A 13,333-nucleotide genomic window follows, 5' to 3' on the forward strand; every position below is an offset into this window, starting at 1 on the left:
TTATTCAATAACTTTTTATTAAATCTATAAGTTATTTATATCTTAGAATGCTTTTTAAGATAATGCAATAACAAATATTTATACTCCCACAAAACACTACTTTTAGCATAACATTAACAAATCAAGCAATAAAAATCACTAGCAACAATAAAGATGCTAGTGATTTTTTATTATTAAATTTTAAAAATCTATTTAAATAAATTTAACAAAAAACTATTACTAATTAGCAACAAAAACTGAATTAACAGAGTTTAATGAAGATGAATCATTATCAATATTTGTTTCATTACATCTTGTCTTAAACTCTTTATCATTAATTAATAAAGTACCATTTTCTTCATTATCCAATATTCTCTGATTTTCATTATTAGTTTCAAAATCAATAGGATTTCAAAATTTATTTATTAATCAATTAGTAGTTCCAGAAACTCTTTATCATTAATTAATAAAGTACCATTTTCTTCATTATCCAATATGCTCTGATTTTCATTATTAGTTTCAAAATCAATAGGATTTCAAAATTTATTTATTAATCAATTAGTAGTTCCAGAAACTCCATCAAGTGTAGCAAAAATTGGAGCAATAATTTTTGAATCAAGACCAGGTGTTCAAAATAATGATCCTCCTCCAATAACTGCAGCAAAAGGACATAACAAATTAAAACCATCTTCAATTGACTTTAATATTTTATTAGTTGTTGAATCTTTATTAGTAAAATAAATACGTGTAAGTGTTGTTGTTCCAGCCAAAACACCAGAAATAGCAGATATTTCAAAACTAATAAATGGTAGTAAATTAGGAATTGTTAAATCTCAATTACTTGCTTTAGTAAATATTGTTTTAATAAAATTAACATCTAATGTTGTAACTATATATGAGGTATTTGTTAATATTTTTCAAACTTCTATTAATGTTGCTACTTTTTTACTATCTGGTAAAAATGTAAATGCTGTCCCAAAAACACCCCTATTTAAAGCATTTGCTAAATTTAATCATTGTGAAACTTGACGAGCATTATGTAATAATTTAGTAGTTGCACCAGCACTACCAGCACCAATAGCATTTAAAGCAATAGTAATAATTTTTTTATACTGTTCTTGATTATTTATCATTTAATTACTCTTCTTTCTAAGTTAAAATTTCTCTAATTAAACAGCAAAAAAACCTGTTTAGTATTATTACCTAAACAGGCTTAATTATTTAAGTACATATTTCTTGTCTGTTCATATACATTATAAAATCAAAACATTTAAAAAACAATATTCAAAATAAAGAAAATAGAAAATATTGATTAAATTTCCTGTGGTTGTTGCAAGTGTTAAAACACTTAATCTTGTTAATAATGATTTCATAATTAGTCCCTTTATTTTCCCCAATAACTTTTTCTTAAATCTATAAGTTATCTATATTTTAAATTAAAATATCTAATTATTGAAGAAAATTATTGACTAATATGAAATAATTTTATTTTAAAAATTTTACTTGTAAGAAAATTAGCATTTTTAAATGTAATATCATAACTTTTATTATCTAAATTATTTTTAATTTTATAACTTAAAACTGCACTAACACTAGCATCATCGTGTTTAAATGTATTCATTGCAATATCACTTAAAGTAAAATAACTATTATTGTTAATATCAAAATATTTACTATACATATCTTTATATAAATTTTCTTGGTCCTTTAACATATTATCAAGAATACCATTATGATGTGTTTTATCAACTATTATATTTAGTAAGGAATTTAAACTACTATTAGGAGTATTTATTCAATTAGAAAAGTTTGCAAGAACACTATCTTGTTTAAAATTAGTTTCACCACCAAATTGAACACCTAATAATTGTAATATTTCTTTAGTTTTACTAATATTATCTGTTGTTGGATGATTAATAATATATTTAAGATTATTTAAAGCATTAATAAAATCTTTACTACCAAAAGTTAAATCTAAATATTTTACTAAATCTTTTAAATCAATTAATGGATTTGTTGTTAAATATTTATTAGTAAACTCAAATATTTTATTAATTGTGTCACTAATTGGAACATTTTTAATTGCTGATTCTAAACTATTAACAACTTGTTGAGGAATATCACTAATAGCTGAAATAAAAGAAAATTTCTTTTGAATCTCAGGTAATGTTCAATATGAATCAGTTCATGCAAAGGTAGCTTTCGCAATAATATCTTCACCAAAAGGTCCAGTCATTAAATTGGTAACTAATTTAAGAATATTATCTTTTGAAGATATTAATTCTTGAAAAATAGTTAATACTTTTTTTAGTTGAACTGTATTATTTTTAAGTAGTGTTTTATCATCTCAAGTAATACTATCAATGCCAAAAGTTGGATTAGTTAATTTTAATACTTCGCTTTTAACCATTGGTATTATTGTTTTTATTAAATAAGGTCATGCCACTGGATTTGTTAAAATCTTATTAAGAGTTTCACTAAATGTAGCATTAAAATTATCAGAATTAAAACCGATAGGTCCAGCACCTCATAAAGCATATTTAATATTATCACTAATCATTTCACCAATATATTTTCCTGATATTGACTTAAACATATAATTAAAATTAACACCAGCTATATATTCATAAAATTGATTTCAATTTCAATTTTTTGCTTCATCTTTAACATAGTATCACTTTTCATGACTTGGAATATTTCAAGCTTGAGCAAATGTCGCTTTCTTTGACATATAATCTTGCATTTTTTCAAAAGTAGTATTACCACTAAAATTATCTTCTTGATCTCAATCTGCTAATAATTCATCAATAGTATTAGTTATAATTGGAATATAATTAGTATAAGATAAGTAATCATTAATATTTGGTATTAATTTTTTAATATTTTTTAACATTCCATCAATCATATTAACAGTATCATCATTAGATAAAATAGAATTATTTAAATAATTTTTAACCATTGGCAATATGTCACGATAACTACTATAGCTATTAATATTATTAGTGATAGTATCAACTTTAGATTGATTAATACCATTACGTTGAAATAAAGACTGAATAGTATTAATACTATTACCATCTAAGTTGCTAGTTCAATCATTAATAAAATCATTTCCATTATTCTTACATGTAAGATTATCAATTTGAATAGAAGGGGTTTGATTATACATATCATTTAATAAATTATTAGTATTAAAACCTTTATTTTTACCAATTAATAACGATTTACCAACAATAAAGGTTTCATTAGCATACTTAGTTGCTGTTTTAGTATCAACATTGTTGTTAGCAAAATTATTAATACTAATATTGTTTGTATCAATTGTGAATGCTAAAAGCGACATACTAGAACTTAATAAAAGGCTGGTAGTAAAAAATAAATTTAATTTTCGTCTCATATTTTACACTCCATTTATAATGATTTTCTTATTATTATAAACTATTACAAAATAATGTACAGTAAATTTTATTTTTAAAAAAATATCTACTAATAAGTTAAATTAGTAGATACTTAATACATTTTAATTATGAATTTAATTAGATATTCCGTTTTTGTTAAGTTAGGACTAATAACTAGTAAAGGAACATTTATAAATTTATGAGAAAGTATGTTTATTTGTCATAATACCTTTTGATGTAGAAGCATTAGTTTGTGTTTTATTAAAAACATGTGTTGGTTTAACTGAATGATTATTCTCTTGAGTAAAATGAGAATATTTTTTGTGTTGATGTAATTTATTATTACATTTATTAAACAAATGTTTAATCAAATGTAAGGGATTTACTATACGGTGATGATGATAACATAAAATATCAACAATATTAGTTAATAAATAATTAACATTTTTATTAGCTTCCAAATTATGTTGGATAGGTTTTTCTAAAATGCTATAAAAGGTAGGAATAATATTATTATAATTAGCGATATCTCTTTCCTGTAAATATGTTAACATTTCCAATACTTTTTTATTATTTACTAAATCATTATTACTTTTAAACTTTCTATTCTTGATAATGCTACTATGATAAGAATTTGGAACACATAAACGATATTTTATTTTCCTTGATGATTTTATTTTCTTTTTTCTTAATTTCAGAAAAAATATTATTATAAAACCAATTAAAAAAATAATACTCATGATAATAATTACAATAACTATTAACTTCATATGTTGCTCCCTAATTTTATTTTTAATTAATAAGTATTAATTTAACATTTTATTTTATAAAATAAAATACTTTTTATTAAAAATAATAACGTTTAGCAGAATCTATCTTTCTTTCAACTAAACTAAATAAGATAAAGATAAAAATAAATCTTAAAATTTCAATACCAAGTAAAATAAATAATATAATTACTGAATGATTATTAAAATTAAGAATATTATTATCATATTCATCAGGTCTTGGTAAGTTAGGACTAAAATAAAGTACTACTAAAGTTAAAGCAAAAGATAAAGTAGCAATAATCGCATTTGAGGGTACTATTACTAGACCAGCACTTACTTTTTTGATAGTATCTACTTTTAAATTTTTATTTTTATTACACAATTTAAAAAGATAGTAGTAAATAAAATAAAAAGAAACAATAAATAAAATATTAGCAATATTATCAAAGAAAATTTGAATTGCTGGATGATCACTATCTGCTAATAAATGTAATCAAGGTTCGATAATACCAATTGCTAATGTATAATATAAACCAATAATTGGTAAAGCAAAAGCAATAATTAATGAATCAAAAATTCTTAATGGTAAAATTACTCCCATAAACTGAATAGGTATTTCAATTAATGAAGAAGCAACAGCTAATCCCAATAAAATTCCTGTCAAAGTAATATTAAAAATTTGTTGTTTTGAATTAATCTTTATTTTTTTCTTTGTTTTTATATCTACTTTTTCTTTTTCTTGGTCAACACTTTTAACTCTCATTATAACTTCTCCTTTTTAAAATAGGTATTTAATTAAATAAATACTTATTTATAAAAATTATAAATTACTTTTAATTAAAAAACAAGACATTTATTAAATTTTTATAAAAACTATTAATACTACTCTAATTCAGAAAATTAATTAACAATGAAAATATCATAATAATAATTTGATAGATAATTTTTATTAAAATAAAAATAACAAAAACTAAAAAAATAAATTATAATATTAATCATTAATTTAAACAGTGTTAAATCCTTATATATAGCTAACTAAAGTAATGTTTACTCATATCTTGAAAAACAAAATCAATCGCTTTTTTAATATTTGGTCAATAATTTGGTAATATTTTTCTTATATTATGTTTTATAGCAAACTAAAGTAATATTTACTCATAAATAATGTAAAATAATAATATGTAATTTAAGCAGTTTTTGAATTTAAAAGTACAATTCAGCAATAATTAAAATAGATTAGGAAGATTAAATTATGCCAAAACCATACAGTGAAGACTTACGAAGAAAAGTAATAGAAGCTTATGAAAGTAAAAATATGAAAATTAAAGAAATTTGTAAAGTGTTCAATATCACTAGAAAGACTTTATTTTTATGAAGAAAAAGAAAAAAAGAAACTGGGCATATAAAACCAATTTTGAATTATCAAAAAGGACATAGCCACAAAATAAAGGATTTAGATGAATTAAAAAATTATTTAGCAGAAAATAAAGATGTTACAGTTCAAAAAGTAATTGATAAATTTGGAAATATGACTAAAGAAACAGTTTATAACTATTTTAAAAAACTAAATTATACATATAAAAAAAACTTTTCTATATGAACAAAGAGATAAAAATAAACAAGAAGATTTTTTAAAAGAAATAGCTAAAATAATGAATGAAGATTTAGTATATATTGATGAATCTGGAATTGATGATAATGAATTTTATAAATATGGTTGATCTGAAAAAGGTAAAAGATTATTTGATAATAAACCCGCATATAAAATAAAGAGAATGAGTATAATTGGTTCACTAAATAAAGGTAAATTAAAAGCCTTATGAGCATTTGAAGGACATTGCAATAGTAAAATTTTTGAATCATATGTTAAAAATAAACTAATTCCAGTATTAAAGCGTGGACAAATTATAGTTTTAGATAATGCAACGTTTCATAAATCTAAATTAACACAACAATTAATTGAAAATGCTGGATGCAAACTATTATTTCTTCCGCCATATTCTCCTAATTTAAATCCAATTGAACATTTTTGATTTGCTATAAAACATAATATAAGAACCTGTTTAGGATCTTTTTAATAGAATTTAACTAAAACAAGAAATAATCATTTATAAATAGGTACTTAACCAATAATTTATTTTCTTTTTCATTTTTTTGTTAAAAAGATTTTATCATTTGAAAACTTATCGACTAAAAATCTATTTTTTATTATAAAATAACCATTATAATATAAATTTTATTAAAAATTAATCAAAAAAGATCCTAAACAGGTTCTAAGAAAAATATTACCAAATTATTGACCAAATATTAAAAAAGCGATTGATTTTGTTTTTCAAGATATGAGTAAACATTACTTTAGTTAGCTATATCAATATAAAAATATTAGAAAACATAAAAAAACATGTCAATTATGTAAACAACATTCAAATAAAATACAATTGGAGGAATAAATTATGAATTTATCTACAACAGTAATTTCAGCAGTATTAAGTGGAGCAGTTGCTAGTGGAGTAATTATTACTATTGTTTTATTATTTTTATCAAAATTTATTAAAAAATCAAAACATTCAAATTTAGCAAAAGAATTAAAAAATAATAAAGAATTAGAATTTATTAAAGCAAATATTAAACAAATAAATTCTCAATTACAATTAGAAACTACATCAATTGCTAAATCTTTAGATAGTTTTAATAATGATGAAGAAAAGCAAGAAGTATTTAAAAATACTATTATTAATCAAAGAGCTTCTAGAAAAGAATTATCAGAAAAAGATAAGAAAAAAGCAATTAAAGTTAAAATTTAAAGGGTTTAAATACCCTTTATTTTACATTAAGGAGTAAATTATTATGGCTATTAAAGACCCATTAATGTTTATTACAATTGAAGAATTTAAAAATTGAAATGGTTTTAATAAATTAGAATTTGATGATATTACAACACCAGATAATGAAATTTGATTTGCTATTTCAATTGCAAGTAATAATATTGATTATTTAAGTGGTTTTGAAATTAGTAAAAAATGACCAGAAACTACATTAACAGAATTTACTGATGTTGTTCAAACTGCAACTGCATATTATGTTAGATTTTTATTAACAAAAGATAGTAATTATATTCGTGGTCAATCAAGTATTAGTCAAGGTGGTATGACTTATAAGACTTACTGCATAACTAGTTAACTTTTCATTTTTTTGTTATTATTAAAATAAAATTTGAATAGTTAAGGATAAATTTTATGACATATTTTGAATTAAAAGATAAACCGGATCAATATTTTCGTAAAATAGTTGGTATTAATAAACTAGTTTTTAATGAAATTTTAAATATTTTATTAGATCATCAAAATCTAAAAAATACCACTGGTGGAAGGCCATATAAAATGTCAATAGAAGATAGACTAGTAATGACTTTAAGATATTTATATGAAAATCGTACATATCATAGTATTGGTGCTGAGTATGATATGGTTGATACTACTGCTTTACGAAATATTCGTTCAATTGAAGACATTTTAATAAATAATAATAAGTTTAATAATTTAACAAATAAAAATATTTTTTTAAAAAGAAGAATTCAAAAATAAAATTTTGATAATTGATGTAACAGAAGTAGAAACAGAACGACCAAAATATAATCAAAAAGATTGATTTTCTGGCAAAAAATGAATGCATACTGTTAAGTTTCAAACCATAATTAATGCACATACTAATGAAATTTTAAATATTTTTCCTGATACTGGTAAAAATCATGATTTTAAAACTTTTAAAAATTCAAAGTTAGAATTTTTGTCAGAAACTGTAATTCTTGCAGATAAAGGTTATCAAGGTTTACAAAAAATTCATAGTAATACATTTTTACCCATTAAAACTAGTAAAAATAATCCTAAAACAAGTAAAATTAAAATTTTTAATAAGATTATTAATAAAACTCGCAGAAAAATTGAACATGTTTTTGCATTTTTAAAATGTTTTAAAATTATTGGTTATAAATTTAGAAAAGGTAGAAAACGAATATTTTTAAGATTTAATTTAATTGCAGGATTTTATAATTTATCATTAAAACTTAAAAACGTTATGCAGTAAGTCTATAGTGAAAATAATCCTAATGATCCTTATTTTATTGTTCCAGAAGTATTTAATTGTTTAAGAAAAATTAAAGAATATCCAAATATTACTGGTTTTAATTTAGATGTTTTACCTAAAAGAAATGATTTTTTTAGTGATTTTTATAGTAATTATGGTGAAGATAGTCCTTTAACAAGATATATTGAAGTTATAAATTTAAAATCTAAAGACCCTAGAACTAAAATAATTTTAGAAAGGCCTAAAAATTTAATTGGAACTCAAGTATGAATTGATACTACTGGTATTAAATCAAGTGATAGTCATTCATTATGAGAAGTTAATAAAGATAATCCTAATTTTATTATTCCAAAAGATGATAAAGGTATTGATGTTAATGGTAAAAGAATTATTGATGTTGGTACACCTACATTTTTAAGTGATGCTACAACTAAAGTATATGTTGATGATTTATTAGAACCTGTTTAGGATCTTTTTTGATTAATTTTTAATAAAATTTATATTATAATGGTTATTTTATAATAAAAAATAGATTTTTAGTCGATAAGTTTTCAAATGATAAAATCTTTTTAACAAAAAAATGAAAAAGAAAATAAATTATTGGTTAAGTACCTATTTATAAATGATTATTTCTTGTTTTAGTTAAATTCTATTAAAAAGATTCTAAACAGGTTCTAATATTACTTTTAATCTTCTTGTTCCATAAACACATTTATTTTCTTTAAAAGCACTAATAATAGCTTCATCATAAATATTATTTTGAATTTTATTTTCTTTTTTCTTTAAATTAAAATAATATGTTGATTTAGAAATTTTTAAAAAATGACACATTGTGCGAATTTTATATTTAAACTTATTGTTTGTAATAATTTCTATTTTCTGCCTATTATTAGTGCTGCTTGCTTTAAAATATCATTTTCCATTCGTAATTGTTTTAATTCTTTTCTTAATTTAATTAATTCATTTTCTTCAACAGAACGATTATCTTTAGCTTTAAAACTACCTGAATTAGTAAATTGCTTAATTCAATTATAAGTAGCTGCTCTTGTAACATTATATTCTTTAGCAAGGTAAGATACTGATTTGCCGCTTTGATATAAAGCTACTATTTGTTTTTTAAATTCATCGGTATATGAATTAATATTGGCCATAATTATAGTTCCTTTCTTTCAACTAATTTGTTCACTTGTCTACGTAATTAGTGTCCAATAAAGTGTAACCCATCCAAATTTTAACTCATTACTTTTATACCAAAGTAAATGGACTTTTTATTGTTAAAGGAGGCATTAAAATGGCAATAATAGATAAGACTAAATCACAAACATATAATTTTCTATCAGAAAATAAATCCATAGAAGATATTAAAAAACAACCAAACACTACTTTAAAAGAAAAAAGTAGACATGGTGGATCAACATTTAAAATAATTGAAAAAATTACTGCTAGTGAACAACAACTTAATGATGACCTGTCCAAAAATATTAATGAAAATTTAAAAATAGTTTCTACTAATTTAACAGATAACGAAAAAGAACAAAAAACAAATAATGATTTTTGAACAAAATTAACCAATTACTTAAATTTACCAAAACCAAATACAGAAGAACTAATACAAGCTCAAAGAAAAATTCAAGAACTAGAAAAGGAAATTCAACAACTTAAAAAAGAATATGAAGAATTAAAACTAAAGCAAGGCAATGTAAATTTGGCTAAATTTAAATATAATGCCATAACAATTTATAATGAAAAACAAACTAAAAAAACAGGTATTGATAAAATTCACGAAGAATTTTTACCAATAGCAGATAAAATATTTTTTATAACAACTTTTGTGCATATTAATCAATCAATAAGCGAAGAAATAATGTATTTTCATCATTTTAAATATGATGCTAGTTTAAAAATAATAAAACAAACCAAATATAGCTAACTAAAGTAATGTTTACTCATAAATAATGTAAAATAATAATATGTAATTTAAACAGTTTTTGAATTTAAAAGTACAATTCAGCAATAATTAAAATAGATTAGGAAGATTAAATTATGCCAAAACCATACAGTGAAGACTTACGAAGAAAAGTAATAGAAGCTTATGAAAGTAAAAATATGAAAATTAAAGAAATTTGTAAAGTGTTCAATATCACTAGAAAGACTTTATTTTTATGAAGAAAAAGAAAAAAAGAAACTGGGCATATAAAACCAATTTTGAATTATCAAAAAGGACATAGCCACAAAATAAAAGATTTAGATGAATTAAAAAATTATTTAGCAGAAAATAAAGATGTTACAGTTCAAAAAGTAATTGATAAATTTGGAAATATGACTAAAGAAACAGTTTATAACTATTTTAAAAAACTAAATTATACATATAAAAAAAACTTTTCTATATGAACAAAGAGATAAAAATAAACAAGAAGATTTTTTAAAAGAAATAGCTAAAATAATGAATGAAGATTTAGTATATATTGATGAATCTGGAATTGATGATAATGAATTTTATAAATATGGTTGATCTGAAAAAGGTAAAAGATTATTTGATAATAAACCCGCATATAAAATAAAGAGAATGAGTATAATTGGTTCACTAAATAAAGGTAAATTAAAAGCCTTATGAGCATTTGAAGGACATTGCAATAGTAAAATTTTTGAATCATATGTTAAAAATAAACTAATTCCAGTATTAAAGCGTGGACAAATTATAGTTTTAGATAATGCAACGTTTCATAAATCTAAATTAACACAACAATTAATTGAAAATGCTGGATGCAAACTATTATTTCTTCCGCCATATTCTCCTAATTTAAATCCAATTGAACATTTTTGCTTTGCTATAAAACATAATATAAGAAAAATATTACCAAATTATTGACCAAATATTAAAAAAGCGATTGATTTTGTTTTTCAAGATATGAGTAAACATTACTTTAGTTAGCTATACTACAAAAATATAAATGAATATAAAAGTAATATTTTTTTAATTGATGAACAAAATCAAAATTTAAACAAAATAACAGCAAAAGATTTTTTAAAAAAACAACAAGATTTTAAACTAAAACCAACTAAAATTGAAAGAACTCTATGATATATTTTTACAGTAATTGTTGTATTAGCTGGCATATCTACTTTCATAGGTGTCATCATTCTTTTTTTTCCAACTGTAGCTAGTATACCTGCTGTAGCAATAGGATTAAAAGTTGTAGGTACACTTTCTAGTATTAGTTTTATAAGAATATTTGCATCAATATTTTCTTCTGCAACAAGAAAAGTTGATGTATGATTTGGTTATAAATTTTATAAAAACAAAGAACAAAAAGAAAAAGAAAAAAAAGAACGTCAATCAATAATTAAAAATTTATCAGTTGATAAATTAGAAACTAAATTACAAACACAATATGAGATTTTAAAACAAGAACTAGATAACAGAAAAGAAAAAAATCCAGACCAACTAATAAACAAAAACATTATAAATCATAATTTAAATAACATTTCTCAAAATCTAAATATTGAATCTGAAAATAATCAAAATTTTGATTCATCTATACGAAATACAGTAAATAATCAAGACTCACAACCTTTAACAAGTTCAATTAAAAATTGAAATAAAGTGAAATGTTTATTAACATAATTAATAAAGTTTTGATCACTATTTTTCAAAATAGTGATTTTTTATTATTTATTAAACATTTTTCGTTTTAAAAATATATAATTTTTTGTGAGTATTTTAAGGGTAGAAAAAAATATTCAAAAATAATAAAGAGAGGAAAAATAAATTATGCCATGAGAACCATATGACAAATGAAGTCAATCGGAAAAAGATGAATTTAAAAAAGAAGCTGAACGAATAAATAAAGCTTGAGGAGAAAAAAACGAACGTGAAAGACGAGAAAAAGTTGCTAATGCTCTTGGATTTGAAAAAGAAGACACTATAAAAAAAGAACAAGAACAGTTGAAAGAAGTATGAACAGAAAAACAAAAAGTTGGTAATTCTTTGGGATTCAAAGAAATTAAAAAAATAAATAATGAAGCTTCAACAAGTAAAAGTCAAAGTTCTAATAGTAAATCAGCAAAAATGTAAATCTTAAATACTTTAAAACTGCACAATTGTGCAGTTTATTTAGTGATTTTATTGATTATAATCTTAATTAAAATCTTTAACGTAAATAAGTGTTAAATATAAAATAAAAGTGTTATAATTAAATTGTTCTTATTTTTTATAGAACAAATAATTTTAAAAAATGAATATAAAATTTAAATAAACATAAATTCAAAAATTCCAAATAACCCCTAAAACTTTAGTTTCTATTTTTAATATAGAAACTTTTTTTGTATAATTTAATTAAACTTAATATAAGTTTTTAACTCATTATTTTATGGAATAGCAACACTTTTTAGGACTATTTTTTGGTAGACATTTGTTTTTGATAATTAACTGGAGTTAAGTAGTTTAAAGTGCTGTGGATTCTTATGTTGTTGTATCAATTGATGTAATCAAATAATTCTAATTTTAATTGGATTAATGATCTAAAATTTTTATCATTAATAAATTCAGTTTTGAAAGTTTTAAAAGTTGCTTCAGCAACAGCATTGTCATAAGGACAACCTTTTTTGCTTAAAGAGCGAGTAATATTGAATGCTAGTAAAAGTTTATCAATAATTTTATTATTAAATTCATTACCACAATCACTATGAAATATTTGAATATCTTTTAAACAGCGATTTGATTGCATAAATGCTTGATGTACTAATAAGGCATCTTTTCTAGTACTTAGAACCTGTTTAGGATCTTTTTAATAGAATTTAACTAAAACAAGAAATAATCATTTATAAATAGGTACTTAACCAATAATTTATTTTCTTTTTCATTTTTTTGTTAAAAAGATTTTATCATTTGAAAACTTATCGACTAAAAATCTATTTTTTATTATAAAATAACCATTATAATATAAATTTTATTAAAAATTAATCAAAAAAGATCCTAAACAGGTTCTTAGATAAAAAACAAGATAAATTAACTTTAATTAAAGAAGATATAACTTATAAAGTTTTACAATATAAAGAATTAGGAACTGGTATATTTACTGGTGATAAAGATATTCCACCAAC

General features: G+C 21.6%; 18 protein-coding genes. 10 read left to right on the forward strand and 8 right to left on the reverse strand.

Going from position 1 to position 13,333, the window contains the following annotated elements:
• Positions 1-219: 219 nt before the first annotated feature.
• The 5 genes from ACQH26_RS08555 to ACQH26_RS08575 form a co-directional block, all read right to left on the reverse strand.
• Positions 220-348, reverse strand: coding sequence for a hypothetical protein (locus ACQH26_RS08555; protein WP_425382261.1), 129 nt, complete (start codon positions 346-348; stop codon positions 220-222).
• 56 nt (positions 349-404) lie between these two features.
• A complete protein-coding gene (locus ACQH26_RS08560; RefSeq protein WP_425382262.1) occupies positions 405-1,112 on the reverse strand; it encodes a hypothetical protein in 708 nt (235 codons plus the stop codon).
• A 329-nt stretch (positions 1,113-1,441) separates the two neighbouring features.
• Positions 1,442-3,322, reverse strand: a complete 1,881-nt coding sequence (locus tag ACQH26_RS08565; RefSeq protein WP_425382263.1) for a hypothetical protein — start codon at positions 3,320-3,322, stop codon at positions 1,442-1,444.
• Between the two features lie 252 nt (positions 3,323-3,574).
• The gene (locus tag ACQH26_RS08570) at positions 3,575-4,147 is read right to left on the reverse strand and encodes a hypothetical protein (RefSeq protein WP_425382264.1); all 573 of its coding nucleotides are present in this window, start codon (positions 4,145-4,147) and stop codon (positions 3,575-3,577) included.
• A gap of 76 nt (positions 4,148-4,223) precedes the next feature.
• Entirely contained in the window at positions 4,224-4,910 is a 687-nt protein-coding gene (locus ACQH26_RS08575; protein WP_425382265.1) for a hypothetical protein, read from the reverse strand.
• A gap of 489 nt (positions 4,911-5,399) precedes the next feature.
• On the opposite strand from ACQH26_RS08575, the gene ACQH26_RS08580 reads away from it, so the two are divergent.
• From ACQH26_RS08580 to ACQH26_RS08605, 6 genes are all read left to right on the forward strand, one after another.
• The gene (locus ACQH26_RS08580; RefSeq protein WP_425381863.1) at positions 5,400-5,759 is read left to right on the forward strand and encodes a helix-turn-helix domain-containing protein; all 360 of its coding nucleotides are present in this window, start codon (positions 5,400-5,402) and stop codon (positions 5,757-5,759) included.
• A gap of 40 nt (positions 5,760-5,799) precedes the next feature.
• Complete coding sequence (locus ACQH26_RS08585; protein WP_425381899.1) at positions 5,800-6,225, forward strand: IS630 family transposase; 426 nt, start codon at positions 5,800-5,802, stop codon at positions 6,223-6,225.
• 375 nt (positions 6,226-6,600) lie between these two features.
• Positions 6,601-6,951 carry a hypothetical protein gene (locus ACQH26_RS08590; protein WP_425382266.1) on the forward strand — a complete coding sequence of 117 codons (351 nt, stop codon included), beginning with the start codon at positions 6,601-6,603 and terminating at the stop codon, positions 6,949-6,951.
• Between the two features lie 43 nt (positions 6,952-6,994).
• Positions 6,995-7,327 (forward strand): hypothetical protein, encoded by a 333-nt coding sequence (locus ACQH26_RS08595; protein WP_425382267.1) that lies wholly within the window; start codon positions 6,995-6,997, stop codon positions 7,325-7,327.
• Positions 7,328-7,383: 56 nt separating this feature from the next.
• Complete coding sequence (locus ACQH26_RS08600; protein WP_425381897.1) at positions 7,384-7,731, forward strand: transposase family protein; 348 nt, start codon at positions 7,384-7,386, stop codon at positions 7,729-7,731.
• 4 nt (positions 7,732-7,735) lie between these two features.
• Complete coding sequence (locus ACQH26_RS08605; RefSeq protein WP_425381872.1) at positions 7,736-8,230, forward strand: transposase family protein; 495 nt, start codon at positions 7,736-7,738, stop codon at positions 8,228-8,230.
• Positions 8,231-8,893: 663 nt separating this feature from the next.
• Here ACQH26_RS08605 and ACQH26_RS08610 read toward each other — a convergent pair.
• Together ACQH26_RS08610 and ACQH26_RS08615 are read right to left on the reverse strand one after the other, a co-directional pair.
• The gene (locus ACQH26_RS08610) at positions 8,894-9,061 is read right to left on the reverse strand and encodes a hypothetical protein (protein ID WP_425382101.1); all 168 of its coding nucleotides are present in this window, start codon (positions 9,059-9,061) and stop codon (positions 8,894-8,896) included.
• Positions 9,062-9,102: 41 nt separating this feature from the next.
• Positions 9,103-9,381: a transposase gene (locus ACQH26_RS08615; protein WP_425381925.1), complete on the reverse strand. Its 279-nt coding sequence runs from the start codon at positions 9,379-9,381 to the stop codon at positions 9,103-9,105.
• A gap of 140 nt (positions 9,382-9,521) precedes the next feature.
• Between ACQH26_RS08615 and grpE the strand changes: the two genes are divergently transcribed.
• From grpE to ACQH26_RS08635, 4 genes are all read left to right on the forward strand, one after another.
• Entirely contained in the window at positions 9,522-10,160 is a 639-nt protein-coding gene (gene grpE / locus ACQH26_RS08620; protein ID WP_425382268.1) for a nucleotide exchange factor GrpE, read from the forward strand.
• A gap of 113 nt (positions 10,161-10,273) precedes the next feature.
• The gene (locus tag ACQH26_RS08625) at positions 10,274-10,633 is read left to right on the forward strand and encodes a helix-turn-helix domain-containing protein (protein ID WP_425381863.1); all 360 of its coding nucleotides are present in this window, start codon (positions 10,274-10,276) and stop codon (positions 10,631-10,633) included.
• A gap of 40 nt (positions 10,634-10,673) precedes the next feature.
• The gene (locus ACQH26_RS08630; protein WP_425382269.1) at positions 10,674-11,162 is read left to right on the forward strand and encodes an IS630 family transposase; all 489 of its coding nucleotides are present in this window, start codon (positions 10,674-10,676) and stop codon (positions 11,160-11,162) included.
• A gap of 840 nt (positions 11,163-12,002) precedes the next feature.
• Positions 12,003-12,305 (forward strand): hypothetical protein, encoded by a 303-nt coding sequence (locus ACQH26_RS08635; protein ID WP_425382270.1) that lies wholly within the window; start codon positions 12,003-12,005, stop codon positions 12,303-12,305.
• A gap of 319 nt (positions 12,306-12,624) precedes the next feature.
• Here ACQH26_RS08635 and ACQH26_RS08640 read toward each other — a convergent pair whose 3' ends face one another.
• Positions 12,625-12,957: an IS3 family transposase gene (locus ACQH26_RS08640; protein ID WP_425381973.1), complete on the reverse strand. Its 333-nt coding sequence runs from the start codon at positions 12,955-12,957 to the stop codon at positions 12,625-12,627.
• Positions 12,958-13,333 lie beyond the last annotated feature (376 nt).

The organism is Spiroplasma endosymbiont of Melieria omissa (assembly GCF_964031175.1).
GTDB classification, from domain to species: domain Bacteria; phylum Bacillota_I; class Bacilli_A; order Mycoplasmatales; family VBWQ01; genus Spiroplasma_E; species Spiroplasma_E ixodetis_A.